At 63.0% G+C, this 26253-nt stretch carries 23 protein-coding genes; 17 read left to right on the plus strand and 6 right to left on the minus strand.

Features of this window, described 5'->3' with window-relative positions:
* The first annotated feature begins 6 nt into the window (after nucleotides 1-6).
* Both parC and AC1RL5_RS19640 read left to right on the plus strand, forming a co-directional pair.
* The gene (gene parC / locus AC1RL5_RS19635; RefSeq protein ID WP_492589531.1) at nucleotides 7-2265 is read left to right on the plus strand and encodes a DNA topoisomerase IV subunit A; all 2259 of its coding nucleotides are present in this window, start codon (nucleotides 7-9) and stop codon (nucleotides 2263-2265) included.
* Nucleotides 2266-2444: 179 nt separating this feature from the next.
* Complete coding sequence (locus tag AC1RL5_RS19640) at nucleotides 2445-3155, plus strand: PqiC family protein (protein WP_026019966.1); 711 nt, start codon at nucleotides 2445-2447, stop codon at nucleotides 3153-3155.
* Nucleotides 3156-3382: 227 nt separating this feature from the next.
* On the opposite strand, the gene AC1RL5_RS19645 is transcribed toward AC1RL5_RS19640, so the two are convergent.
* Nucleotides 3383-4909, minus strand: coding sequence for an AhpA/YtjB family protein (locus AC1RL5_RS19645; protein WP_015633930.1), 1527 nt, complete (start codon nucleotides 4907-4909; stop codon nucleotides 3383-3385).
* Between the two features lie 133 nt (nucleotides 4910-5042).
* Here AC1RL5_RS19645 and serB point away from each other — a divergent pair, with 133 nt between their 5' ends.
* Nucleotides 5043-6257, plus strand: a complete 1215-nt coding sequence (gene serB / locus AC1RL5_RS19650) for a phosphoserine phosphatase SerB (protein ID WP_011058924.1) — start codon at nucleotides 5043-5045, stop codon at nucleotides 6255-6257.
* Nucleotides 6258-6329: 72 nt separating this feature from the next.
* Here serB and asd read toward each other — a convergent pair whose 3' ends face one another.
* The 3 genes from asd to AC1RL5_RS19665 are packed head-to-tail and all read right to left on the minus strand — an operon-like array spanning nucleotide 6330 to nucleotide 9606.
* Nucleotides 6330-7190 (minus strand): archaetidylserine decarboxylase, encoded by an 861-nt coding sequence (gene asd / locus AC1RL5_RS19655; protein WP_103407038.1) that lies wholly within the window; start codon nucleotides 7188-7190, stop codon nucleotides 6330-6332.
* 18 nt (nucleotides 7191-7208) lie between these two features.
* Entirely contained in the window at nucleotides 7209-8024 is an 816-nt protein-coding gene (locus tag AC1RL5_RS19660) for a rhodanese-like domain-containing protein (protein ID WP_207239954.1), read from the minus strand.
* 43 nt (nucleotides 8025-8067) lie between these two features.
* Nucleotides 8068-9606, minus strand: coding sequence for an HDOD domain-containing protein (locus AC1RL5_RS19665; RefSeq protein WP_041115449.1), 1539 nt, complete (start codon nucleotides 9604-9606; stop codon nucleotides 8068-8070).
* A 166-nt stretch (nucleotides 9607-9772) separates the two neighbouring features.
* Here AC1RL5_RS19665 and motA point away from each other — a divergent pair, with 166 nt between their 5' ends.
* Nucleotides 9773-10624: a flagellar motor stator protein MotA gene (gene motA, locus AC1RL5_RS19670; protein ID WP_011058928.1), complete on the plus strand. Its 852-nt coding sequence runs from the start codon at nucleotides 9773-9775 to the stop codon at nucleotides 10622-10624.
* A 3-nt stretch (nucleotides 10625-10627) separates the two neighbouring features.
* The gene (gene motB / locus AC1RL5_RS19675) at nucleotides 10628-11734 is read left to right on the plus strand and encodes a flagellar motor protein MotB (protein WP_103407036.1); all 1107 of its coding nucleotides are present in this window, start codon (nucleotides 10628-10630) and stop codon (nucleotides 11732-11734) included.
* A 52-nt stretch (nucleotides 11735-11786) separates the two neighbouring features.
* Here motB and rsgA read toward each other — a convergent pair whose 3' ends face one another.
* Nucleotides 11787-12818: a small ribosomal subunit biogenesis GTPase RsgA gene (gene rsgA / locus AC1RL5_RS19680; RefSeq protein WP_011058930.1), complete on the minus strand. Its 1032-nt coding sequence runs from the start codon at nucleotides 12816-12818 to the stop codon at nucleotides 11787-11789.
* A gap of 108 nt (nucleotides 12819-12926) precedes the next feature.
* On the opposite strand from rsgA, the gene orn reads away from it, so the two are divergent.
* Together orn and AC1RL5_RS19690 are read left to right on the plus strand one after the other, a co-directional pair.
* Nucleotides 12927-13469, plus strand: a complete 543-nt coding sequence (gene orn, locus AC1RL5_RS19685) for an oligoribonuclease (protein WP_011058931.1) — start codon at nucleotides 12927-12929, stop codon at nucleotides 13467-13469.
* 117 nt (nucleotides 13470-13586) lie between these two features.
* Nucleotides 13587-14201, plus strand: coding sequence for a trimeric intracellular cation channel family protein (locus AC1RL5_RS19690; RefSeq protein ID WP_169893104.1), 615 nt, complete (start codon nucleotides 13587-13589; stop codon nucleotides 14199-14201).
* Here the strand turns inward: AC1RL5_RS19690 and queG are convergent.
* A complete protein-coding gene (gene queG / locus AC1RL5_RS19695; RefSeq protein WP_011058933.1) occupies nucleotides 14183-15262 on the minus strand; it encodes a tRNA epoxyqueuosine(34) reductase QueG in 1080 nt (359 codons plus the stop codon). The genes AC1RL5_RS19690 and queG overlap by 19 nt on opposite strands.
* Nucleotides 15263-15325: 63 nt before the next feature.
* On the opposite strand from queG, the gene AC1RL5_RS19700 reads away from it, so the two are divergent.
* From AC1RL5_RS19700 to AC1RL5_RS19745, 10 genes are all read left to right on the plus strand, one after another.
* A complete protein-coding gene (locus AC1RL5_RS19700; RefSeq protein WP_492589532.1) occupies nucleotides 15326-16186 on the plus strand; it encodes an NAD(P)H-hydrate dehydratase in 861 nt (286 codons plus the stop codon).
* On the plus strand, nucleotides 16174-16644 hold the full coding sequence (gene tsaE, locus AC1RL5_RS19705; RefSeq protein ID WP_015633937.1) for a tRNA (adenosine(37)-N6)-threonylcarbamoyltransferase complex ATPase subunit type 1 TsaE: 471 nt from the start codon (nucleotides 16174-16176) through the stop codon (nucleotides 16642-16644). The genes AC1RL5_RS19700 and tsaE overlap by 13 nt, the downstream gene beginning before the upstream one ends.
* 3 nt (nucleotides 16645-16647) lie before the next feature.
* A complete protein-coding gene (locus AC1RL5_RS19710; RefSeq protein ID WP_198409248.1) occupies nucleotides 16648-18075 on the plus strand; it encodes an N-acetylmuramoyl-L-alanine amidase in 1428 nt (475 codons plus the stop codon).
* Nucleotides 18072-19982, plus strand: a complete 1911-nt coding sequence (gene mutL, locus AC1RL5_RS19715; RefSeq protein WP_011058937.1) for a DNA mismatch repair endonuclease MutL — start codon at nucleotides 18072-18074, stop codon at nucleotides 19980-19982. The genes AC1RL5_RS19710 and mutL overlap by 4 nt, the downstream gene beginning before the upstream one ends.
* Nucleotides 19982-20953, plus strand: a complete 972-nt coding sequence (gene miaA, locus AC1RL5_RS19720; RefSeq protein WP_401261781.1) for a tRNA (adenosine(37)-N6)-dimethylallyltransferase MiaA — start codon at nucleotides 19982-19984, stop codon at nucleotides 20951-20953. The genes mutL and miaA overlap by 1 nt, the downstream gene beginning before the upstream one ends.
* Nucleotides 20954-21045: 92 nt before the next feature.
* Complete coding sequence (gene hfq, locus AC1RL5_RS19725) at nucleotides 21046-21306, plus strand: RNA chaperone Hfq (RefSeq protein WP_007921378.1); 261 nt, start codon at nucleotides 21046-21048, stop codon at nucleotides 21304-21306.
* Between the two features lie 12 nt (nucleotides 21307-21318).
* Nucleotides 21319-22620, plus strand: coding sequence for a ribosome rescue GTPase HflX (gene hflX / locus AC1RL5_RS19730; RefSeq protein ID WP_011058939.1), 1302 nt, complete (start codon nucleotides 21319-21321; stop codon nucleotides 22618-22620).
* A gap of 96 nt (nucleotides 22621-22716) precedes the next feature.
* Nucleotides 22717-23895 carry an FtsH protease activity modulator HflK gene (gene hflK / locus AC1RL5_RS19735; protein ID WP_103407032.1) on the plus strand — a complete coding sequence of 393 codons (1179 nt, stop codon included), beginning with the start codon at nucleotides 22717-22719 and terminating at the stop codon, nucleotides 23893-23895.
* Nucleotides 23895-24764, plus strand: a complete 870-nt coding sequence (gene hflC, locus AC1RL5_RS19740; RefSeq protein WP_011058941.1) for a protease modulator HflC — start codon at nucleotides 23895-23897, stop codon at nucleotides 24762-24764. Before hflK ends, hflC begins: the two co-directional genes overlap by 1 nt.
* Nucleotides 24765-25056: 292 nt before the next feature.
* Nucleotides 25057-26244: an ATP phosphoribosyltransferase regulatory subunit gene (locus tag AC1RL5_RS19745; RefSeq protein ID WP_011058942.1), complete on the plus strand. Its 1188-nt coding sequence runs from the start codon at nucleotides 25057-25059 to the stop codon at nucleotides 26242-26244.
* Nucleotides 26245-26253 lie beyond the last annotated feature (9 nt).

A 26253-nucleotide genomic window follows, 5' to 3' on the forward strand; every position in this document is an offset into this window, starting at 1 on the left:
GCCCGCATGAGCGACTCCCTTGATCTCAGCCTGGATGGCGTAGAACGCCGGTCACTGGCTGACTTCACCGAAAATGCCTACCTCAACTACTCCATGTACGTGATCATGGACCGTGCTCTGCCGCATATCGGCGACGGCCTGAAACCGGTACAGCGGCGTATCGTCTACGCCATGAGTGAGCTGGGGCTGGATGCCGATTCCAAGCACAAGAAATCCGCGCGTACCGTGGGTGACGTGCTCGGCAAGTTCCACCCGCACGGCGATTCGGCCTGCTATGAGGCCATGGTGCTGATGGCCCAGCCTTTCAGTTACCGCTACACGCTGGTGGACGGCCAGGGCAACTGGGGTGCGCCGGACGATCCCAAGTCCTTCGCTGCCATGCGTTACACCGAGGCGCGCCTGTCGCGCTATTCCGAAGTGCTGCTCAGCGAACTGGGCCAGGGCACTGCGGACTGGGGGCCGAACTTCGACGGCACGCTGCTGGAGCCGCTGGTACTGCCGGCACGCCTGCCGAACATCCTGCTCAACGGCACCACCGGCATCGCCGTGGGCATGGCCACCGACGTGCCGCCGCACAACCTGCGGGAAGTGGCTTCGGCCTGCGTGCGTTTGCTGGATGAGCCCAAGGCCACGGTCGAGCAGCTCTGCGAGCATATCCAGGGGCCGGACTACCCCACCGAAGCCGAGATCATCACCCCGCGTGCCGACCTGCTGAAGATCTACGAAACCGGCCGTGGCTCGGTGCGCATGCGCGCCGTGTACCGGGTCGAGGACGGCGACATCATCGTCACCGCGCTGCCGCACCAGGTCTCCGGGGCCAAGGTGCTGGAACAGATCGCCGGCCAGATGCAGGCCAAGAAGCTGCCGATGGTGGCCGACCTGCGTGACGAGTCGGACCATGAGAACCCGTGCCGCATCGTGATCATCCCGCGCTCCAACCGGGTCGACGCCGATGAGTTGATGCAGCACCTGTTCGCCACCACCGAGCTGGAATCCACCTATCGGGTCAACATCAACATCATTGGCCTGGACGGCAAGCCGCAGTTGAAGAACCTGCGGGCCCTGCTGGTGGAGTGGCTGGAGTTCCGGGTCACCACCGTGCGTCGCCGGCTGCAGTTCCGCCTGGACAAGGTCGAGCGTCGCCTGCATCTGTTGGACGGTTTGCTGATTGCCTACCTCAACCTGGATGAAGTGATCCACATCATCCGTACCGAGGAGCATCCACGGGCCAAGCTGATCGAGCGTTTCGCCCTGAGTGAAATCCAGGCCGACTACATCCTCGACACGCGCCTGCGCCAATTGGCGCGTCTGGAAGAGATGAAGCTGCGGGCCGAACAGGATGAGTTGCTCAAGGAGCAGGCCAAGCTGCAAGCCTTGCTCAACAGCGAAGCCAAACTGAAGAAGCTGGTGCGCACTGAGTTGCTGCAAGACGCAGAAACCTACGGCGATGACCGCCGTTCGCCGATCGTCGCCCGGGCCGAGGCCAAGGCGCTGTCGGAAAACGAGCTGATGCCTACCGAGCCGGTGACTATCGTTCTGTCGGAAAAAGGCTGGGTGCGTTGCGCCAAGGGGCATGATATTGACGCCACTGGTCTGTCCTACAAGGCCGGCGATGGCTACAAGACCGCCGCGCCCGGGCGTTCCAACCAGTTCGCGGTGTTCATCGACTCCACCGGGCGCAGTTACTCGGTGGCGGCCCATACGCTGCCATCGGCCCGGGGTCAGGGCGAGCCGCTGACCGGCCGTCTGACGCCGCCGCCGGGTGCGACGTTTGAATGCGTGCTGCTGCCGGATGACGATGCCTTGTATGTGATCGCTTCTGACGCTGGCTACGGCTTCGTGGTCAAGGGCGAGGACCTGCAGGCCAAGAACAAGGCGGGCAAGGCGCTGTTGAGCCTGCCGAACAATGCCAAGGTGCTGGCGCCGCGGCCAGTGGCCGATCGCGAACAGAACTGGCTGGCTTCGGTGACCACCGAAGGGCGCCTGCTGGTGTTCAAGATCAGCGACCTGCCGCAGCTGGGCAAGGGCAAGGGCAACAAGATCATCGGCATTCCCGGTGAGCGCGTGGCCAGCCGCGAAGAGTACGTCACCGATATCGCGGTGCTGCCGGACGGCGCGACCCTGGTGCTGCAGGCTGGCAAGCGCACCTTGTCGCTCAAGGCTGACGATCTGGAGCACTACAAAGGCGAGCGCGGGCGCCGTGGCAACAAACTGCCTCGCGGCTTCCAGCGGGTGGATGCGTTGTTGGTAGAGCCTCTCAGTTAAGGGCGGGCTAGAGCGTTCGATCTGCGATTTAAGCGCAGGATCGACGCTACAACACTGGAGTCAGGGCGCATATTCACGGATGATATGCGCTTTCAAACGCTGGCGTGGCCGGGCGTTATTCAGGTTTTTTTGAGTATTTACACTGTGGCTAGCCTTGTGGCCGCCACCTGGATGGGATGATGACTGCTCTGCGCCTTCCTCTTGTTTTCTTGCTCGCCGGCGTTCTTGGCCTGGCGGGTTGCAGCGTACACCAGCCGGTGTCGCTGTATCAGCTGGACAGCGGAAGTCCAGCTCAGCCGGCCAGTGCCGGCATGTCGGTATTGCTGGGGCCGGTGTTGATTGCCGACTATCTGCAACGTGAAACCCTCCTGCAGCGTCAGGATGATGGCAGCCTGCAGGCCTCCACTGATGGTCGCTGGGCCGGCAGCCTGTCTTCGGACATCGACCAGTTGCTGTTGCGCCAGGTGGCCGGTCATCTCGACAGCCAGCGGGTTGTATTGGCTCCGGCCACCAGTGGCTTCACTCCGGATGTCCAGGTGCTGCTGTCGATCACTCGCCTGGATTCAGGCAAGTCGCAGCCGGCGGTGCTGGATGCGCAATGGCGCCTGATCGACCGTCGTGGCCAGGTGCGGGACAACCGCATCGTTCATCTGCAGGAGCAGCACGCGGGAACCACAGCGTCCCAGGTCCAGGCCCAGGGCGTGCTGTTGCAGCGTCTGGCGGAACAGTTGTCGGGTGCCCTCAAGCCTCTGGCCAATCAGCCGGCGGTGGCGGAGGTGCCACGCAAGGCGGCCCCGGCTCCTGCGCCCAAGCCTGCCGAGCAGGAAAAGCAACCGAAGATCCCGATGGCCACGCCGATCCGCACGGATATGGAAGTGTTCAGGTTCTGAGTTGACATGCCGCGAGACAAGGCCCGCCCAACAGCGGGCCTTGTCGTTTCTGGCTCTGGCCAACGCAATCTCCTGTAGCCGTTGCCGAAGGCTGCGAGCGGGCCGCAGGCACGCAGCGATATCACCAGCGTTGAAGCCCCTGCGGGGCTTGTCGCAGGCTGTGCCAGCGGCTACACGAAGCTCATGAAAAAGCCCGCACTGGGCGGGCTTCTTTTGGCGGGTCAGCCTTACAGCTTGGCCCGTGTTTCATGCATGCGTGCCAGTTGCCGCTCCAGCATCGACGGGTAGGGCTCCATCAGGCGTTCCACGCAGCAGGCACCTTCCGGGCTGGCGATCGGGCGGATACGTGCCCGCTGGCGCAGCAGCGGGTCGTCATTGACCTTGCGCTCCACCAGCAGCAGGTTGCGGCTGTGCTGGGACAGGGCCAGGGCATCCTGGGCGGTTTCGGTGAGCAGCAGGTCGATCTGGCTCAGGCCGAACAGTTCGTCGCCCAGGGTCAGGCCCAGTTGCAGTTGCAGGGTGATGCCGCTGTCCGCCACTTCGATCTGCAAGGCATGGCCCAGGGCGCGCAGCAACTCGCCGCAGCAGATGGCGTTGGTCAGGTAGTCGTCACCGCTGTCTTCGCTGTGGAACAGCATCAGCGTGCTGCCATCGTTCAGGGTATGCAGTTCGCTCTGGTACAGCGAGGCGGCCTGGTCGAGGCAATCGCGGTAGCGTTCCAGGAGTTCCATCAGGCGTGCGCGGGGCAGGCGTCGCAGTTGCTCCTGGGCACCGAGTTGCACCGCCAGTACCGCACTGTGCTGGGGCTGGGCCGGAACCTGTGGTTGCGGTTGTGGCTTGGCAGCAGGCGTCGATGAGCTGTCCCGCAGGTCGGCGAAGGGGTCTTCCTCGTCCAGTTCATCTTCTTCGGCGTGAACCAGGTGCCGGGGTGCAGGCTTCAGGCCTGCTACCGGAGCGCTTTCGTCGAAGCTCGGGTCCCGCAGGTTGCGCACTTCGAATGCCGGCTCATCGTCCTCGTCGTCTTGCACTTCAGCCTCGGGCTGCGGTGCCGGTTCGGGCTTCTCCGGCACCAGGCGGGCATGCAGCTGACGCGCCAGATCGCCGATTTCGTCCTGGCGCTGGGTGGCGGGAGTGTGTTCGTCCAGGTCACGCAGCCAGACCCTCAGTTGCAGCAGCGGAGTTGAGATGTGCCGCCCCAGGCGCAGACTCAAGGCCAGGGCCAGGGCCAGCAGGATGGCGCTGAGGATGCCCATGCTTTGCAGGCTGATGGTCATCGGCTGCTGGAATTGCGCCATGTCCAGGCTGATTCGCAGGTTGCCCGCGGTCACGTCCTGGAAGGTGATCTTGGTCTGGTACACGCCCTCGGTTTCACCCAGCAGGCTGCTCTTGGGGCGCTGGCCGGCCTCGGCGAGGATGCGGTTGTCCACGCTGTAGATGGCCGCGTGGGCCACCAGCGGGTTCTTGGTCAGATTGTTGAGCAGGACGTTGAGGCTGAGAATGTCGTTGGACACCAGCAGCTCGGTGGCCGAGGTGGCGGTCTGGGTGGTCAGGCTCTGACCCAGGGCGTCGGCTTGTTCGTGCATGGCTTGCTTGAACTGCAGGCCCATCACGCCGGCATAGATCACCAGGGCCAGGGCGACCAGGATCACGTTATGGCTGGCAATGCGCAATGCAATCGGCACACGGCGGTGGCGCAGTGCACGGAAGATCAGCAGGAAGAAGTTATCGGTTTTAACTGGCGTGGGCCGGTTCACTGAGCTCGGCTCTTTTGTCCGTGAAGTTGACGCGCAGTATAGCGACAGGCCCTAGACCGGCAAAGCGCTGGCTGTGCCCGATGGTCACCGAAAGTGGGTAGAATGCGCTTTTTTTCCACCTCGGGGGTGCGCCTTGCGCGAAATTGTCCTGATAAACATCACCGGCGAAGATCGTCCCGGTCTGACTGCGGCCATTACCGGCGTTCTGGCCCAGGGTGGTGTGAACATTCTCGACATCGGTCAGGCGGTGATCCACGACACCTTGTCGTTCGGCATCCTGGTTGAAATTCCCAGCAACGAGCAGAGCTCGTCGGTGCTCAAGGACATCCTGTTCACCGCCTACAAGCTCGACCAGCAGGTGCGCTTCACGCCGGTGTCCGAGGAGGATTACCAGCAGTGGGTCGCCGGGCAGGGCAAGAAGCGCCATATCGTGACCCTGCTGACGCGCAAGGTTACCGCCGAACAGTTGCAGCGCGTGAGTTCCATCACCGCCAAGTACGGCCTGAACATCGACCATATCGATCGCCTGTCCGGGCGCATGCCCCTGGATATGCCTGCCGACCAGGGCAAGGGCTGCATCGAGTTCTCGGTACGTGGCGAAGCCGCCGATCCGCAAGCCCTGCGGGCCGAGTTCCTCAGCGTGGCCCAGGAGCTGAACGTGGATATCGCCTTCCAGGAAGATTCGCTGTTCCGCCGTAACCGGCGCCTGGCGGTGTTCGACATGGATTCGACGCTGATCGAGGCCGAAGTCATCGACGAGCTGGCCAAGGCGGCCGGTGTCGGCGATCGGGTCGCGGAAATCACCGAGCGGGCGATGGCCGGCGAGCTGGACTTCCGCGCCAGTTTCAAGGAGCGCCTGGCGTTGCTCAAGGGCCTGGACGTCAATGTGCTGGACGCCATCGGCGCCTCCCTGCGCCTGACCGAGGGCGCCGAAACCCTGTTCGCCGAGCTCAAGCGCCTGGGCTACAAGACCGCGATCCTCTCCGGCGGCTTCACCTACTTTGCCAAGCAGCTGCAAGCCAAGCTGGGTATCGACTACGTGTTCGCCAACGAGCTGGAAGTGGTGGACGGCAAGGTCACTGGCGTGGCGGTGGAGCCGATTGTCGACGCCCAGCGCAAGGCCGATCTGCTACGTGAGCTGGCGCACAAGGAAGGCCTGCGCCTGGAGCAGACCATCGCTGTCGGCGATGGCGCCAACGATCTGCCGATGCTCGGCATTGCCGGCCTGGGCGTGGCATTCCGCGCCAAGCCGCTGGTCAAGCAGTCGGCCAAGCAGGCGATCTCGACCCTGGGCCTGGATGGCGTGCTGTACCTGCTGGGGTTCCGTGACCGCGACGGGCAGCTCTGAGCCGCCGGAAAATCCCCGCCCAAAAAAAACGCCGCTGATCAGCGGCGTTTTTTTATGTCCGGCATTCAGGCCTCAAGCCTTGGGCAGGCCCAGGCCCTGGCCCATCCGCACGGGTGAGCCGGCAGCCAGCTCTTGGGCCCACTTAACCTGGTCCGGGCCAAACAGCACGATGGCCGTGGAGCCCAGCTTGAAGCGGCCCATTTCGGCGCCTTTCTCCAGGTGGATCGGAGCGCGGGCGGCTTCGTCGTAGCGCACGGTCTTGAGTTCGCGCTTGGGCGGCGTTACCAGGCCGGCCCAGACGGTTTCGATCGAAGCGACGATCATTGCGCCCACCAGCACCAGCGCCATCGGGCCGCGCTCGGTATCGAAGATGCACACCACGCGCTCGTTGCGGGCGAACAGCTCGGGTACGTTTTCAGCGGTAGTCTGGTTGACCGAGAAGATCCGGCCCGGCACATAGACCATTTCCCGCAGGGTGCCGGCCAGGGGCATGTGCACCCGGTGGTAGTCCTTGGGGGAGAGGTAGATGGTGGCAAAGTCGCCGCCCATGAACGGCTGTGCCAGGGTCGGGTCACCGCCCAGCAGTTCCAGCACGCTGTAGCTGTGGCCCTTGGCCTGGAACACTCGACCGTGTTCGATCGGGCCCAGTTGGCTGACCGCGCCGTCGGCAGGGCTGAGCACCGCGCCCGGGGTCGGGTCCAGCGGCCGCGCGCCGTCTTTGAGGGCGCGGGTGAAGAAGGCGTTGAAATGCTCGTAGGCGGTCACGTCCTCGACCTGGGCCTCGGACATATCCACTTGATACTGCTTGGCGAACCAGCGGGTGAAGGCATTCTTGAACCAGCGCACGCGGCACTCGGCAATGCAGCCGGCCAGGCGCGACAGCAGGTGATGAGGCAGCAGGTACTGGCTGATGATGAACAAACGCTTTTTCATTGGGTGTCCTTAAAAACCTTAAATCTCTACGGGCGTATCGGGATGATTGCCCCATTCGCCCCAGGAACCGGCGTAGCCCTTGACCCGTGGGTAGCCCAGCGCCTTGGCCACCAGATAGGTGAAGCCGGAGCGATGGTGGGTCTGGCAGTGGGTGATCACTTCTTTGTCTTTGCTGATGCCCAGGTCCGCAAGGATCTGTGGCATGTCGCGGCGGATGCGCAGGTGGCGTGCCTGATCCATACCGGCGGTCCATTCGAAATTCACCGCGCCGGGGATATGCCCGCCCTTGGCTGCCAGGACTTTTTCGCCGGAGTACTCCAGCGGTCCGCGGGCGTCCCAGATCACCAGGTCCGCCGCGCCGAGACGGCTTTGCAGGTATTCGCGGGTGGCAGTGGGCTCGTCATGCAGGGCCAGCGCCACGGGGCCGCCGACCGCGGCCGGCACTTCGGTAGACACGGGCAGGCCTTCCGCCAGCCAAGCCTGCAAGCCGCCGTCGAGGTAGTGGTAGCGTTGGTGGCCGATCACGTCCAGCAGCCAGATGAAGCGCCCGGCCCAGCCGCCGCCTTCATCGTCGTAGACCACATAGACCGCGTCCGGGTTGTGCCCGAGTTCGCCGAACAGCGTTTCAAGCGCCGCTTGCGGTGGCAGCAGCCCGGGAGCCGGCGCCTGGCCCAGCTGAGTGCGCTTGGGGTCGATGAAGCGTGCCCCGGGAATATGCCCGGTGGCATAGCGGGCAGCGCTGGTCAGGTCGACGAGGATCAGTTCGCGGGCGTTCAGGCGGGCGAGCAGGTCGCTCGGTTCAATGACCAGCGGCAAGCCAGAGAAGTCAGACATGTCAGGTCCCCAGGGCGCAAAGGGAAGGATTGTAGCGCAAGCGTCATTGGCTGCGGTTGGTAAAGCTGTGCAAGGCTTTTTCGATGCACTGGGCGGTCTTGCCGAAGGCCTGGACGCTGATTTCCGAGAACGGCACGCCGCCCTGGTCGGCGATCGCCAGCATCAGTACCCGGCCATTGCACGACAGTGAGCGGATCAGCAGGTGTTCGCCGCGAAACAGCTGGCGCAGCGAGCTTGGCAGGTGAGGGGCGAACTGGGCCCGGTTGGCCGGGGTCAGGCGGATCTGCGCGGATTTTTCCAGCAGGCGTTGCAACAGGGGGCTCTGCTTGGCCTGCAGGGTGAGGCTGGCCGCTTCCCCGGGCAGGCCGTAAAGCTGTTGCACTCGCAGGTGGCTCAGGCTGCGATCGACCATCAGCAGCATGACCCGGTGCATGCCGCACGCCGCCAGGGCATCCCGGGCAAAGCCGGTAAGGTGCACGGCGTTGGTAAAGGGGCTGGGGTCCAGCAACAGTTCGCCGCAGAGCTTGCGCCACTTGGCCAGTTCCAGTGCGGTGGGCGCCGGGGCTGGTTGCTCGCCGTGATGCAGGCGTCGGGCATCCCAGGGCCAGAGCAGGGCCTGGGCCGGGTGCCAGAGGTCGGGCTGGGTGTCGTTGCGGGCGCTTTGTACGGCCTGTTGGTGCAACTGTTGCTGGACCTGGTCCAGGGGGATCTGCAGATAAAGAGCGGTAAGGTTCTGCCAGCGCCGGCCATGGGGGCTGTTCCAGGACTGTTGCGCCGCCAGCGCCAGGCCGTTGGCCAGCAACACGGTGTTGGCCGGCTGGTTCAGCCAGCGCCGCAGGTCCGGTTCAGCGTCCAGGCGTTGTTGCTGGCGCAGCGGGTTGTCGCTGTCGCGGGCAATCAGCATGACCTTGGCCAGCAGGTGCTGCTCCTGGGTCAGCAGGCGATAGCCCTGCTGGACCCAGATCGGCAGGTGCCAGGCCAGGACCAGGGCCTGGCACATTTCCATCAGCCGCACTCCGAACAGTTGCAGTTCAACGTCGTGTGCGGATTCGTGCTTGTAGATGACCCGCAGTTCCCACTCTTCCAGCAGCTTGGGATAGACCAGGGCCATGGCCCACAGCGGCGAGAGAAACAGCAGGCTGCCCCAGTGGATGTCCTGCCAGAGTCGCGCCAGGCGTCCGGCAAAGAAGCCGTTGGCTTGCTGGCTGGCGTGCTGGCTGATCAGCTGGAACTGGCGCAATGCCTGGGGGATCTGCTCTTCAGGCAGCGTCGGCAGTTGCTCGAGCAACTCCTCGGTACGCTTGAGGCCCAGGCGGTTGACCGCGATCTCCAGGTTTTCCGCCGGTTCGCTCATGCTGCCGTGGGAATGCCGGTTGGCTTCGCGGATCACGCTCAAGGCCAGTGCCGGGCTGTTTTGCATCAGATCGACAATCTCCCGCAGCGAGCTGCGGTTGTTGGCAATGGCGCGGCAGACCCGGTCATGGCTGGCCTGGGGCACCGGCAGGCGCACGCCATTGAGGAGCTTTACCCAGGCGTCGAGAGAGGCGGGCGGAGAATGTGGGACGCTGGTTTCATTAGACATGGTCGGGCGCAATCATCGTCTGCTGTGAACACGCCCAGAGCGGGCCAAACTGGCTTTTCGCCTTAACTGGCTATAGTCTGGCGCAGTTTTGCCGATAAGTAGAAGAAGAGTTTTAAGAACTTCCGAATATGACCTTGAACCCGACTCAATAAGTACTCCCCTACCTATGGCTAAAATTATCGGCATCATCGTCGTATTCGCGAGCGTGCTCGGCGGATACGTGCTTTCCCACGGCAAAATCGCGGCGTTGATCCAGCCTTTCGAAGTGCTGATCATCGGTGGCGCAGCCTTTGGCGCATTCCTCCAGGCCAACCCGGGCTATATGACGATGCACGTCGTCAAGAAATCCCTGGGCATGTTCAGTTCGCGCTTCACCCACACCTTCTACCTGGAAGTGCTGGGCCTGATCTACGAGATCCTCAACAAGAGTCGTCGCGAAGGCATGATGGCCATCGAAGGTGATATCGAGGACGCCGCGGCCAGCCCGATTTTCGCCAAGTACCCGGCGGTGCTCAAAGATGAACGCATGACCGCCTTCGTCTGTGACTATCTGCGCATCATGTCCTCCGGCAACATGGCTCCCCACGAGCTGGAAGGCCTGTTCGACATGGAGCTGTTCAGCCTCAAGGAAGACCTTGAGCATCCATCCCATGCGGTCAACGGGATTGCCGACGGCATGCCCGGTTTCGGTATCGTCGCGGCGGTATTGGGGATCGTGGTGACCATGGCTTCCCTGGGCGATGGCGACCAGAAGTCCATCGGCCTGCACGTAGGTGCGGCACTGGTGGGTACTTTCTTCGGTATTCTCGCGGCCTATGGTTTCTTCGGCCCGCTGGCCCACTCCCTGGCCCACGACGCCAAGGAAGAACTGAACGTCTACGAAGCCATCAAGGCGTCGCTGGTGGCCTCGGCTTCCGGCATGCCGCCGTCCCTGGCCGTGGAGTTCGGGCGCAAGGTTCTGTACCCGGCGCACCGTCCTAGCTTCGCCGAGCTGGAACAAGCGGTTCGCGGTCGCTAAGTCATGGAAAATAATCAGCCGATTATCATCAAGCGCGTCAAGCGCTTCGCTGGCGGACATCACGGGGGCGCCTGGAAAATCGCCTTCGCCGACTTCGCCACGGCGATGATGGCGTTCTTCCTGGTGTTGTGGCTGCTGTCCACGGCCACCCCGGAACAGAAGATCGCCATCGCCGGTTACTTCAAGGACCCGATCGGCTTCTCGGAAAGCGGTACGCCCTACATCATCGACCTGGGCGGCTCCCCTGAGCTGGCGCCGGACAACACCCTCAACCCCGAGATCAAGTCCCAGCCACAACCGGACAAGGTCACGGTGGATGCCGATCAGGTGGAGGGCATGGCCGAGCAGGTCGAGCGCGAGCGTCTCGAGTTGCTGTTGCAAGAGTTGCAGAACAAGGTTGACGAGAACCCGCAACTGCAGAAGTTCAAGGACCAGATCCTCTTCGAGATCACCCCGGACGGCCTGCGGATCCAGATCATGGACGCCGAGAACCGGCCGATGTTCGACTCTGGCAGTGCACGTCTGAAGCCGTATTTCGAAGACATCCTGCTGGCCATGGCCGACACCATCAAGACCGTGCCGAACAAGATCAGCATCAGCGGTCACACCGACGCCAAGCCCTATTCGGGCACTGGCGACTTCGGCAACTGGGAGCTGTCGGCCAACCGGGCCAACGCTGCGCGTCGGGCGCTGGTGGCGGGTGGTTATCCTGATCCGCAAGTCGCGCGTGTGGTGGGCTTTGCTTCGTCGGCTCTATTCGATCGCAAGGACCCGTTCAACCCGGTCAACCGGCGCATCGATATCGTCGTGCTGACCAAGAAGGCCCAGCGTGCCATCGAGGGTGAGCAGACCGATCCCAATGCTCCGGTACCGACCCAGGGTAGCGGTGCGCCCGGTGAAGTACCGGGGGCGGCAGCCGACCCGAATGCCTTGCCGCCCGGTAGCGAGCCGCTGCCAGCGCACGAGGTGCGTCAACGTATGAATATCTTCGAGGACGGTGTGCTGAAGATGGACGAGCAGGGTGCGGCGGGCCAGTCTTCCGCTCCAGCTCCAGCTCCAGCTCCCACTGCTCCGGTGACGCCGCCCGCTACGCCGGGCACGGCGAAGTGACAAACGACAAGGCCGCGAAGATCGCGGCCTTGTCGTATCTGGGTCAGGTCAATCAGTAACTGTTGTCTGGCAGGCTGGCGAGGATCGAGCGGTAGCTGTTCATCCGTTGCTGCTGGATGCGCCCATCTTCCAGGGCCTTGAGCAAGGCACAGCCCGGCTCGCGATCGTGCTTGCAATCGCGGAAGCGGCAAGTGCCCAGCAGGTCATTGAACTCGATGAACCCGGCCTCGACATCGGCGCGGCTGACATGGCCGAGGCCGAACTCACGGATACCGGGAGAGTCGATCAGCTCACCGCCACCGGGGAAGTGGAACAGGCGCGCGGTCGTGGTGGTGTGAGTGCCCTGGCCGGAGAACTCCGACAGCGGGCCGACGCGGGTTTCGACTTCCGGCAGCAGGCTGTTGACCAGGGAAGACTTGCCCACCCCCGACTGGCCGACGAATACACTGATGCGCCCGTCCAGCAGGGCTTGCAACTGCTCCATGCCGTCGCCGTGATGAGCCGAGACCTCCAGCAGCGGGTAGCCCAGCTGGCGGTAGACCGCGAGCAGGGCGTTGAGCGCAGGGGCGTTCTGCTCATCGATCAGGTCGGCCTTGTTCAGCAGCAGCAACGGCCGGATTCCAGCATGCTCGGCGGCTACCAGGTAGCGGTCGATCAGGTTGGCGTGGGGCTCGGGCATGGGTGCAAACACGATCACGATCATGTCGACGTTGGCGGCCACCGGCTTGAGTTGGCCGCGGCTGTCCGGGCGGCACAGCTCGGTGCTGCGCGGCAGTTGCGCGACGATCACCCCGATGCCCTGGTTGCCGGCGCGCCAGACCACCTGGTCGCCGGTCACCAGGGCCGGCAGGTTGGCCCGCAGGTAGCAGCGGAACACCTGGCCGGCCGTTTCGCCTTCGCGAGCCTCGACTTCGACCTGGACGCCGAAGTGGGCGATGACCAGGCCGGTCTGTTCCGGGCCCAGGTCGCCACCTTCCAGCGCCTCGACGGCAGAGGACTCGCGTTTGGCGGCGCGGGCGGCGCGCTCACCCTGGATCTTTTCGATGCGCCAGTTTTGGCGGCGATTGAGCTGGCGTTTGGCCATTGGTGTTCCGTGTCGATAATTACGGCGGATAGGTAAAACGGCGGCGAGTTTAGCACGCCGGGCAGGCCCTCTAGGCTAAACTGCGCAACTACGCCGAGGAGCCCACCCATGCAAAACCCGCAGAACCTGATTTGGATCGACCTGGAAATGACCGGTCTGAACCCTGACACCGACGTCATCATCGAGATGGCCACCATTGTCACTGACAGCAACCTCAACACCTTGGCTGAAGGACCGGTCATCGCCATCCACCAGAGCGACGAGATTCTCGCCGGCATGGATGAATGGAACACCCGCCAGCACGGTGGTTCCGGTCTGACCCAGCGGGTTCGCGAAAGCCGCATCAGCATGGCCGAAGCAGAAGCCCAGACCATTGCCTTCCTGGAGCAGTGGGTACCCAAGGGCAAATCGCCGATCTGCGGCAACAGCATCTGCCAGGACCGGCGCTTCCTGTACCGCCACATGAAGGCTCTGGAAAGCTACTTCCACTACCGCAACCTGGACGTCTCGACCCTCAAGGAACTGGCCGCCCGCTGGGCGCCGGACGTGCGCGACAGCTTCAAGAAAGGCAGCACCCACCTGGCCCTGGACGATATTCGCGAGTCCATCGCCGAGCTCCAGCACTACCGCAAGCACTTCATCAAGTTCTGACCCGCAGGCGCCGGCTTGCCGGCGAACGGGCGCCCGCTGCGACTCGGCGCCCGTACCCGCCCCCTTTTGGTGCCCGCTTCAACTGAGTAGACTGCGCGCCTTCCTGCAAGGACCGCCATCATGCTGTTGATGCTTTATCTGATTGCCATTACCGCCGAAGCCATGACCGGCGCCCTGTCTGCCGGCCGGCGCGGCATGGACTGGTTCGGTGTGGTGCTGATTGCCTGCGTCACCGCACTCGGCGGCGGTTCGGTGCGTGATGTACTGCTGGGCCACTACCCGCTGACCTGGGTCAAGCACCCGGAATACCTGGTGCTGACCTCGGTGGCGGCATTGGTGACGATCTTCATCGCGCCCTTGATGCGTCACCTGCGCTCGCTGTTTCTGGTGCTCGACGCCGTGGGCCTGGTGGCCTTTACCCTGATCGGCTGCATGACTGCCCTGGAAATGGGCCACGGCATGCTGGTGGCTTCAGTCAGTGGGGTGATCACCGGGGTCTTTGGCGGCATCCTCAGGGACATCTTCTGCAACGATATCCCGCTGATCTTTCGCCGCGAGCTGTACGCCAGCGTGTCCTTCGCCGCGGCCTGGTGCTACATGCTGTGCATCTACCTGCAACTGCCCAGCGAGCAGTCGATCCTGGTCACCCTGTTCGGCGGCTTTCTATTGCGCCTGCTGGCGATCCGTTTTCACTGGGAAATGCCCAAGTTCGTCTACAACGACGAACACTGACGGTTGGCGTGCTGGTCCAGGGCCCATTGCACATGTTCGCGAACCAGTTCCGAGGGGTAGTCCTGGCGGGCCTTGAGGGCTTCCAGCACCGGAATGCTAGAGGGTGCGTTGCCCAGGCCCACCGCCAGGTTGCGTAGCCAGCGCTCGTAGCCGGCGCGGCGCAAGGGTGAACCTTCGGTATTGCTGAGGAATTTGTCCTCGTCCCACATGAACAGCTCTGCCAGTTCGGCATTGTCCAGGTTGTGCCGGGGCTTGAAGTCGCCCTCGGCCGTTGAGCGGGCGAAGCGATTCCAGGGGCAGACGATCTGGCAGTCATCGCAGCCGAATACCCGGTTGCCGATCAGCGGGCGCAGGTCTTCGGGGATGGCGCTTTTGAGCTCGATGGTCAGGTAGGAAATGCAGCGTCGGGCATCCAGCACATAGGGGCCGACGAAGGCGTTGGTCGGGCAGATGTCCAGGCAAGCGGTGCAGCGGCCGCAGTGTTCCGTGGCGTGGGGCGCGTCCACCGGCAGGGGCAGGTCGACGAACAGTTCGCTGAGGAAGAAGTAGCTGCCGGCTTTGCGATTCAGCACCAGGGTGTTCTTGCCGATCCAGCCGAGCCCGGCCTGTTCGGCGATGGCTTTTTCCAGCACCGGAGCGCTATCGACGAAGGCGCGGTAGCCAAAGGGGCCGATGGCTTGCTGGATGCGCTCGGCCAGTTGCTGTACGCGCTTGCGGATCAGCTTGTGATAATCGCGCCCCAGGGCATAGCGCGAAACATAGGCCTTGGAAGGCTGGGCCAGGCGCTGGGCCATCTGGGTGTCGCCGGGCAGGTAGTCCATGCGCAGCGAAACCACCCGCAGGGTGCCAGGCACCAACTGGTCGGGATGGGAGCGTTTGCTGCCGTGGGCGCCCATGTATTCCATCTCGCCGTGGTAGCCGGCGGCGAGCCAGCGTTCCAGGTGCTGCTCATGCTCGGCCAGGTCCAGGCCGCTGATGCCGACTTGTTGAAAGCCCAGTTCGCGGCCCCAGTCCTTGATCGATTGGGCGAGAGCGGGAAGATCCTGGGTAATAGCGGGCATGAGGCGAGAGAAACCGGGGCTGAGGTGCGTATAATTCTGCCAGACATCGGAGCTCGAAGACGCATGCCGCAGACAAAACACCCTCTACCTGACGTTCAGTTGCTGACTTCTGGCCATTTGCCGCATCTGAATGGACGACTTCGCGATGCCCACAAGGGCCAGTTCGGCCACCTGTTGCTGATTGGAGGCGATCGAGGTTTTGCCGGCGCCGCCCTGCTGAGTGCGGAAAGTGCCTTGCGCAGTGGCGCGGGGCTGGTGTCCCTGGCGACCCGCAGTGAGCATGTGGCTGCCGCTGCGGCGCGCTTGCCGGAGGTCATGACCCAGGGCACTCATTCGGCCAACCAGTTGGTGGGGGTGCTGGCTCGGGCCACGGTGCTGGTGGTCGGGCCGGGGTTGGGGCAGGGCGCCTGGGGGCGCAGTCTGCTGTCGGCGGCGGCCAATGCGCCGTTGCCCCAGGTGTGGGATGCCGATGCCTTGAACCTGCTGGCCGAGGGCGGGCTGCAACTGCCTGCCGCGAGTGTCATCACTCCCCATCCGGGAGAGGCGGCGCGGCTGCTGGGTCTCTCCAGCGCCGAGGTGCAGGCGGATCGCCCGGCAGCGGCCCTGGCGTTGAGCAAAAAATACGCAGCGGTTGCGGTACTCAAGGGGGCCGGTAGCCTGATCGCCACTGCCGATGGGCGGCTGGCCCGCTGTGACGCCGGGCATCCGGCGATGGCCACGGCAGGCTTGGGTGATGTGCTGGCTGGCCTGATCGGCGCCTTGCTGGCGCAAGGCTTGTCGGCATTCGATGCCGCCTGCCTGGCGGTCTGGCTGCATGCCAGCGCGGGCGAGCAGCAAGGCAAATTGGGCCGAGGGCTGGCGGCCAGTGATCTGATTCCAGCCATTCGTCAGTTGTTGGAGGAACAATCACCGTGTCTGAGTTAACCCTTTTTCTGGCCGACGAACAGGCCATGGTGGAATTTGGTGCACGTATTGCCCAGGTGACCCAAGGCGTGGGGGTGATCTTCCTCGAGGGCGACCTGGGAGCGGGCAAAACCACCTTGTCGCGAGGGATCATCCGTGGCCTGGGGCACGCGGGGGCAGTGAAGAGCCCGACCTTTACCCTGGTCGAACCGTACGAGATCGGCTCGGTGCGGGCTTTCCACTTCGACCTGTACCGCCTGGTGGATCCTGAAGAGCTGGAGTTCCTGGGGATTCGCGACTACTTCGAGGGCGATGCTCTGTGCCTGCTGGAGTGGCCCCAGCGTGGTGCAGGCTTTTTGCCAAAGCCTGACCTGACCATTACCATTACCCCGCATAACAATGGGCGTTCTGTGCATCTGTTGTCTCAAGGCTCGCGTGGCGAGTCCTGGTGTGCCGCTTTGGCGTTGGAATTCAAATAATTGATGGGGTTAGGTATGCGCATTCGCGCGTTGGTTGCTGTCGTAGGACTGTTGCTTACGGCATTGGCCGTCGATGCTGTGGCCGCTACACAGGTTCGCAGCGTCCGCCTGTGGCGGGCACCGGATAACACGCGACTGGTATTCGATCTGTCCGGCCCGGTTCAGCACAGCGTCTTTACCCTGACGGCCCCGGATCGTCTGGTGATCGATATCAATGGCGCGACCCTAGGCGGTCCGCTGAACGTTGCCACGGCCAATACACCGATTACCGCCATGCGCTCGGCACAGCGCACGCCCAGTGACCTGCGGGTGGTCATCGACCTGAAAAAGGCCGTCACGCCGAAGAGCTTCACCCTGGCGCCCAACGCTCAGTACGGCAATCGCCTGGTGGTCGATCTGTTCGACAACCCGGCTGACGCCGCGCCGCCTGCTGCGCCGCCACCTACTGTGGCCACTGTCCCAGCAGTGCCCGTCACTCCGGCGGAGCCGGCGATCAAGCTGCCGCCAGCCCCGGCGGGCAAGCGCGACATCATTGTGGTGATCGATGCCGGCCACGGCGGCGAAGACCCGGGTGCCTCCGGCTCCCGCGGGCAGCATGAAAAAGACGTGGTGCTGGCCATTGCTCGCGAATTGCAGCGTCAGGTCAATGGCCTCAAGGGTTTCCGCGCCGAATTGACCCGTACCGGCGACTACTTCATTCCATTGCGCGGTCGTACCGAGATCGCCCGCAAGAAGGGCGCCGACCTGTTCGTCTCGATCCACGCCGACGCTGCGCCTTCGGCCGCGGCCTTTGGCGCGTCGGTGTTTGCCTTGTCTGAACGTGGTGCCACGTCGGAAACCGCGCGCTGGCTGGCGGACAGCGAGAACCGTTCCGACCTGATCGGCGGGGCTGGCAACGTCAGCCTGGATGACAAGGACCGGATGCTGGCCGGGGTGCTGCTGGACCTGTCGATGACAGCGTCCCTGACCTCCAGTCTGAATGTCGGGCAGAAAGTCCTGAACAACATCGGCCGGGTTACTCCGTTGCACAAGCAGCGGGTGGAACAGGCCGGGTTCATGGTGCTCAAATCTCCGGATATTCCGTCGATCCTGGTGGAAACCGGCTTTATCTCCAACTCCAACGAGGCCTCGAAGCTGGCCACCGCCAGCCATCAGCAGGCCCTGGCGCGCTCCATCAGCAGCGGCGTGCGGCAGTTCTTCCAGCAGAACCCGCCACCGGGCACCTATATTGCCTGGCTGCGCGATTCCGGGAAGATCGCCCAGGGTCCGCGTGATCACCGGGTCAATCCGGGGGAAACCCTGGCCATGATCGCCGTGCGCTATCAGGTCTCCGCGGCCACGCTACGCAGTGCCAACAACCTGAAAAGCGATGAATTGAAAGTGGGGCAGGTGTTGACCATCCCCGGTACAGAACTGGCGGCCAAGGAATGAGTGAATCGGTAATCAGTAGCGCGCGCATCGAGCTGCTCAGCCCGCGCCTGGCCAACCAGATTGCCGCGGGCGAGGTGGTCGAGCGCCCGGCTTCGGTGATCAAGGAGCTGTTGGAAAACAGCCTGGACTCCGGCGCCAAGCGCATCGATGTGGATGTGGAGCAGGCCGGGGTCAAGCTGCTGCGGGTACGTGACGACGGTAGCGGCATTTCCTCCGACGACTTGCCGCTGGCCCTGGCCCGGCACGCCACCAGCAAGATCCGCGACCTGGAGGACCTGGAGCGGGTGATGAGCCTGGGGTTCCGCGGCGAGGCCCTGGCTTCCATCAGCTCCGTGGCGCGCCTGACCCTCACGTCCCGTACCCGGGATGCCGAGCAGGCCTGGCAGGTGGAAACCGAAGGTCGGGACATGGCACCAAGGGTGCAGCCGGCGGCGCACCCGGTAGGCACTTCGGTGGAAGTCCGCGACCTGTTCTTCAATACGCCGGCACGACGCAAATTCCTCAAGGCTGAAAAGACCGAGTTCGATCATCTGCAGGAAGTGATCAAGCGCCTGGCCCTGGCGCGTTTCGACGTGGCCTTCCACTTGCGGCACAACGGCAAGAGCATCCTCAGCCTGCACGAGGCCAAGGACGACGCCGCTCGTGCCCGTCGTGTGGCGGCGGTGTGCGGTTCGGGCTTCCTGGAGCAGGCGTTGCCCATCGAGGTCGAGCGCAACGGCTTGCATCTGTGGGGCTGGGTGGGCTTGCCGACCTTCTCCCGCAGCCAGGCGGACCTGCAGTACTTCTACGTCAACGGTCGCGCAGTACGGGACAAGCTGGTGGCTCACGCGGTACGCCAGGCTTATCGCGATGTTCTGTTCAACGGTCGACACCCGACCTTTGTACTGTTTTTCGAAGTCGACCCGTCGGTGGTCGATGTCAACGTGCACCCGACCAAGCACGAAGTGCGTTTTCGTGACGGGCGCATGGTGCACGACTTCCTTTATGGCACCTTGCACCGGGCCCTGGGTGATGTGCGGCCCGAGGATCAGTTGGCGGCGCCGGCGGCGGTCGCCGGCATCGTGCGCCCGACAGGTATCGAGGCCGGTGAGTTCGGGCCTCAGGGTGAGATGCGCCTGGCCGCGAACCTGGCTCTGGAGCAGCCCCAATCCCAGCCGAGCTTCAATGCACCGGGCGCGGGAGCCGGCAGTGGCTATCAATATCAGTACACGCCACGGCCACAGCCAGTGTTGCCGGCCGCCGAGAGCCAGGGCGTGTACCGCGAGTTCTTTGCCCCGTTGCCGGGGGCGCCAGCGGCGGCCTTGCCGGACGGCCAGGAGGACATTCCGCCCCTGGGCTATGCCCTGGCCCAGCTCAAGGGGATCTACATCCTGGCGGAAAACGCCCTGGGTCTGGTGCTGGTGGACATGCACGCGGCTCACGAGCGGATCATGTACGAGCGCTTGAAGGTGGCCATGGCCAGCGAAGGCCTGAGCGGCCAGCCGCTGCTGGTGCCGGAGTCGATTGCCGTCAGCCAGCGTGAGGCCGATTGCGCTGAAGAACACATGAGCTGGTTCCAGCGCCTGGGCTTCGAGCTGCAGCGTCTGGGCCCGGAATCCCTGGCGATCCGCCAGATCCCGGCATTGTTGAAGCAGGCGGAAGCCAATCGCCTGGTGCACGACGTACTGGCGGACCTTATGGAGTACGGCACCAGTGACCGGATCCAGGCCCACCTCAATGAGCTGCTCGGCACCATGGCCTGCCACGGCGCTATCCGCGCCAATCGACGCCTGGCCCTGCCGGAAATGAACGCCTTGCTGCGGGACATGGAAAACACCGAGCGCAGTGGCCAATGCAACCACGGTCGACCGACCTGGACCCAAATGGGCCTGGACGATCTGGACAAACTCTTTCTGCGCGGCCGTTGATGACCCAGCTTCCTCCAGCGATTTTCCTGATGGGCCCGACCGCTGCGGGCAAGACCGATCTGGCCATCGAACTGAGCAAGGTGCTGCCTTGCGAGCTGATCAGTGTCGACTCGGCGCTGGTCTACCGCGGCATGGACATTGGCACCGCGAAGCCTTCCAGGGAACTGCTGGCGGAGTTTCCCCATCGCCTGATCGATATTCTCGACCCTGCCGAGAGCTACTCGGCGGCGGATTTCCGTACCGATGCGCTGGCGGCCATGGCCGATATCACCGCCCGGGGCAAGATCCCGCTGTTGGTGGGCGGCACCATGCTGTATTACAAGGCGCTGCTTGAAGGCCTGGCGGACATGCCCGCGGCGGATCCGCAGGTACGTGCCGAGCTGGAGGACGAGGCTGCACGCCTTGGCTGGCAGGCCCTGCACGACCAGCTGGCGGCGGTGGACCCCGAGTCGGCGGCGCGGATCCACCCCAACGACCCCCAGCGTCTGACCCGAGCGCTTGAGGTCTATCGGGTCAGTGGCCTGACAATGACCGCCCATCGCCAGCGTCAATTGGCGCAAAGTACTGAAGCAGGCGCATCGGGACGCAGTCAATTGCCCTATACTGTCGCCAATCTGGCCATCGCTCCGGCGAATCGTCAGGTACTGCACCAGCGTATTGCACAAAGATTCACACAAATGTTGGAACAGGGATTCATTGACGAGGTCGTAGCTCTGCGTTCCAGAAGTGACCTGCATGCCGGGTTGCCGTCTATACGTGCAGTGGGCTACCGCCAAGTCTGGGATCATCTGGATGGCAAGCTGACGTCAGCCGAAATGCAGGAGCGGGGCATCATTGCCACGCGCCAATTGGCGAAACGCCAGTTCACCTGGTTACGTAGTTGGGCTGACCTGCAATGGTTGGACAGCCTGGATTGCGACAATCTGCCACGCGCCTTGAAATACTTGGGGACGATCTCCATATTGAGCTGAGTCCTTGCAATTGCCGTCTATCCTTGGGGGTGTGACGGCTTTGGCCATCTGTTTTCTGATTTTTATTATTGATCCTTAAAGGAGTGCGGCACATGTCAAAAGGGCATTCGCTACAAGACCCTTACTTGAATACATTGCGTAAAGAGAAGGTTGGGGTTTCCATCTATCTGGTCAACGGGATCAAGCTGCAAGGTACGATCGAGTCTTTCGACCAGTTCGTCATCCTGCTGAAAAACACCGTCAGCCAAATGGTTTACAAGCACGCTATCTCGACAGTGGTTCCAGTTCGCCCGATTCGCCTGCCTAGCGCTTCCGAATCCGAACAGGGTGACGCTGAGCCAGGTAACGCCTGATAGGAGTCTCCTTTGTTCTTTGAGCGCCACGGTGGTGGTGAACGGGCCATTCTCGTTCACTTGGATGGTCAGGACCCTGAGGCGCGCGAAGATCCGCAGGAGTTTCAGGAGCTGGCATTATCGGCCGGCGCCGAGACCGTCGCGTTTGTTAGCGTGCCGCGTCATCGGCCAACCGCCAAATACCTGGTTGGCAGCGGCAAGGTCGAGGAGTTACGCGACCTGGTCAAAGCCGAACAGGTAGACCTGGTGATTTTCAATCACATCCTCACACCCAGTCAGGAACGTAACCTCGAACGTGTATTCGAGTGTCGCGTGATCGACCGCACGGGTCTGATTCTCGATATCTTCGCTCAGCGCGCGCGCACCCATGAAGGCAAGCTCCAGGTTGAACTGGCCCAGCTTGAGCACATGAGCACCCGTCTGGTTCGTGGCTGGACTCACCTTGAACGGCAGAAAGGCGGTATCGGTCTGCGCGGGCCCGGTGAAACCCAGCTGGAAACCGACCGGCGCCTGTTGCGAGTGCGTCTGCGGCAGATCAAGGCGCGCCTGGAGAAGGTTCGCAGCCAGCGTGAGCAGGCCCGTCGTGGCCGCAAGCGTGCGGATATCCCTTCAGTGTCCCTGGTGGGCTACACCAACGCCGGCAAGTCCACGCTGTTCAATGCGGTCACTGCGTCCGATGTTTTCGCTGCCGACCAATTGTTCGCCACCCTCGACCCCACCCTGCGCCGGCTTGAGCTGGATGACCTGGGGCCGATTGTGCTGGCCGATACCGTGGGGTTCATCCGCCACCTGCCGCACAAGTTGGTGGAGGCGTTTCGGGCTACCCTCGAAGAATCGAGCAACTCCGATTTGCTGCTGCATGTGATCGATGCCCATGAGCCCGAGCGCATGGCGCAGATCGAGCAGGTGATGGTGGTGCTGGGGGAGATCGGGGCTCAAGACTTGCCGATCCTGGAGGTCTATAACAAACTCGATTTGCTCGAGGGTGTGGAGCCGCAGATCCAGCGCGACCCTGACGGCAAGCCGCAGCGGGTCTGGCTGTCGGCCCGTGATGGCCAGGGGCTGGATCTGCTCAAGCAGGCCATCGCCGAGCTGCTGGGTGAAGATTTGTTTGTAGGCACCTTGCGCTTGCCTCAGCGTTTTGCTCGACTGCGAGCACAGTTTTTCCAGTTGAACGCTGTGCAGAAAGAAGATCACGACGACGAAGGTGTCAGCCTGCTTGCTGTTCGCCTGCCACGGGCCGAGTTGAACCGGCTGGTCAGTCGCGAAGGCATGCAGCCGTCGGAATTCATCGAGCAACACACTTTGCAATAAAAGCCTGGGCAAGCGGTTGTGCCGCTGTAGCAGGCATTCTGTAGCATTGGTCGGCGCGCCGTGGGTGCGTCTTTGCTTTATCAGATGGAGAGCGCTATGGCTTGGAATGAGCCGGGTGGCAACTCGAATAATCAGGACCCTTGGGGTGGTAAGCGCCGCAATAATGGCGATCGCAAGGGGCCACCAGATCTCGACGAGGCCTTCCGTAAGCTGCAGGAAAGCCTGAATGGGTTGTTCGGTGGTGGTAAGAAACGTGGTGATGACGGCGGTAGTTCCGGCAAGGGCGGTGGTTTCGGCCTGCTGGGTATCGGTCTTGTCGTGCTGGCTGCCGTGTGGCTGTACAGCGCGGTGTATGTAGTAGACGAGCAGGAGCAGGCCGTGGTGCTGCGCTTCGGCAAATACTACGAAACCGTCGGCCCGGGTCTGAACATCTACTTCCCGCCGATCGATCGCAAGTACATGGAAAACGTCACGCGCGAGCGTGCCTACACCAAGCAGGGCCAGATGCTCACCGAGGACGAGAACATCGTCGAAGTGCCGCTGACCGTGCAGTACAAGATCAGCAACCTGCAGGATTTCGTGCTGAACGTCGATCAGCCGGAAATCAGCCTGCAGCATGCGACCGACAGCGCCCTGCGCCACGTGGTGGGTTCCACCGCCATGGACCAGGTGCTGACCGAAGGTCGTGAATTGATGGCCAGTGAGATCAAGGAGCGTCTGCAACGCTTCCTGGACAACTATCGCACCGGTATCACCGTGACCCAGGTGAACGTACAGAGCGCAGCGGCACCGCGTGAAGTACAGGAAGCCTTCGATGACGTGATCCGTGCCCGTGAAGATGAACAGCGTTCGCGCAACCAGGCTGAAACCTATGCCAACGGCGTTGTGCCGGAAGCCCGTGGTCAGGCCCAGCGCATCCTCGAGGATGCCAACGGTTACCGTGACGAAGTGGTATCCCGGGCCAAGGGTGAGGCAGATCGCTTCACCAAACTGGTTGCCGAGTACCGCAAGGCTCCTGAAGTCACCCGTCAGCGCCTGTACCTGGACACCATGCAGGAAGTCTTCAGCAACACCAGCAAGGTGTTGGTGACTGGCAGCAAGGGCGGGCAGAACAATCTGCTCTATCTGCCGCTGGACAAGATGATCGACAGTGGTCGTAGCGGCAATGCTCCGGTAACGGGCGCAGCGTCGGCGGCCAGCAATGAAGCGAATGCGCGCGCCGCGGCTGACCATATGCAGCAACAGCAGCAGACGCGTTCTAGGGAGACTCGCTGATGAGCAATAAATCGCTGATCGCCCTGATCGTGGGCGTTGTCGTGGCGGTGGTTGCCTGGAACAGCTTCTACATCGTCGCTCAGACCGAGCGTGCGGTGTTGCTGCAGTTCGGTCGTGTGGTTCAGGCGGATGTCCAGCCTGGCCTGCATGTGAAAGTGCCCTACGTGAACCAGGTGCGTAAGTTCGACGCACGCCTGATGACCCTGGATGCACCGACGCAGCGCTTCCTGACCCTGGAAAAGAAAGCCGTGATGGTGGATGCCTACGCCAAGTGGCGGGTGAAGGATGCCGAGCGTTTCTACACCGCGACTTCCGGCCTCAAGCAGATTGCCGACGAGCGTCTTTCCCGTCGCCTGGAGTCGGGCCTGCGTGACCAGTTCGGTAAGCGCACCCTGCACGAAGTGGTTTCCGGTGAGCGTGACGCGCTGATGGCGGATATCACGGCTTCGCTGAACAAGATGGCGGAAAAGGAGCTGGGTATCGAGGTGGTCGATGTCCGGGTCAAGGCCATCGACCTGCCCAAGGAAGTGAACCGCAGCGTGTTCGAGCGCATGAGCACCGAGCGTGAGCGTGAGGCTCGCGAGCACCGGGCCAAGGGTAACGAACTGGCGGAAGGCATCCGTGCCGATGCCGATCGTCAGCGTCGCGTGCTGTTGGCTGAAGCCTATCGGGAGTCTGAAGAGGCTCGCGGTGACGGTGATGCCCAGGCAGCGGCGATCTACGCCAAGGCCTACGGCCAGGACCAGGAGTTCTACGCGTTCTACCGTAGCCTGCGTGCCTACCGTGAAAGCTTCGCGAACAAATCCGACGTCATGGTTCTGGACCCAAGCAGCGACTTCTTCCACTACCTGGAAAAGTCCAAGCCTTGATCAGGCCCTGACCCTGGAGCACCCCGCCGGGCGGCTAAAACGCCTCGCGGGGTGATCCTTTGGGAAAACGGGTGTATGATGCGGCAGCCGGGAAATTCCCGGCTTTTTTGCGTCTGCATCTTTGATTGGCCGTGGCTCGTTCAAGAGACCGGCAAGATTTTTCGAGGAAAATAGTCTGTACAGCTGATTCCTGGCTGCCTGTCCGGCTGAGCTCGCGTCGGATGCGACTGTTTTCTGCTTCACTCTAAGGCTGGCCCCAGGCTTGCCGCCCGGACCATAGGGGAATGGCGTAATGGCAACGGTAGACCGCTGGCTGCTGCCAGATGGCATCGAAGAAGTATTGCCGCCGGAAGCGGCGCGCATCGAAGTGGCGCGTCGTCAGGTGTTGGATCTGTTTCAGAGTTGGGGTTACGAGTTCGTCGTCACTCCCCATATCGAATACCTGGAATCCCTGTTGACAGGTGCAGGCCAGGATCTGGATCTGCGTACCTTCAAGGTCATCGACCCACAGTCGGGCCGGCAGATGGGGTTTCGGGCCGACATCACGCCGCAGGTGGCGCGTATTGATGCCCACACCCTGCGCCGCGAAGGGCCGAGCCGCCTGTGCTACGCCGGCAGTGTGCTGCATGCGCAGCCGCGGGCCTTGTCGTCCTCGCGCAGCCCGATCCAGCTGGGGGCCGAGTTGTATGGCGATGCCAGCCCGAGCAGCGATGTTGAAGTCATCAGCCTGATGCTGGCCATGCTGCAACTGGCCGACGTGCCCGATGTGCACATGGATCTGGGACATGTTGGCATCTACCGTGGCCTGGCACAGGCCGCCGGCTTGTCCGGCGCTGTTGAACAGCAACTGTTCGATGCCCTGCAACGCAAGGCGATCGACGAGGTCATCAGCCTGACGGAAGGCCTGCCGGCCGACCTGGCGGACATGCTGCGCTCCCTGGTGGACCTGTGCGGCAGCCGCGAAGTGCTGGGCGATGCCCGTCGTCGCCTGGCCGGTGCGCCGACGTCTGTGCTGCTGGCGCTGGATGAATTGCTGACCATTGCCGAGCGCCTGTCCGTGCGGTTCCCGGACTTGCCGCTGTATTTCGACCTTGGCGAGTTGCGCGGCTATCACTACCACACCGGTGTGGTGTTCGCGGTATTTGTTCCAGGCGTGGGCCAATCCATCGCCCAGGGCGGGCGCTACGATGACATCGGCGCGGATTTCGGGCGTGCCCGTCCCGCGACTGGTTTCTCCACCGATTTGAAAACCCTGGTGACCCTGGGGCGTGCTGAAGTCGAGCTACCGTCTGGCGGTATCTGGATGCCAGACAACACTGACGCGGCACTCTGGCAGACCGTCTGCCGCTTGCGCAGTGAGGGTCAGCGTGTGGTTCAGGCCTTGCCTGGGCAGCCTTTGGCCGCCGCCCGTGAAGCGGACTGCGACCGGCAATTGATTCAGCAGAATGGGCTTTGGCAAGTATTGCCGCTGGCTTCTTGAGTTTTCCTG

Source organism: Pseudomonas sp. GW822-FHT06D10 (genome assembly GCF_058799535.1).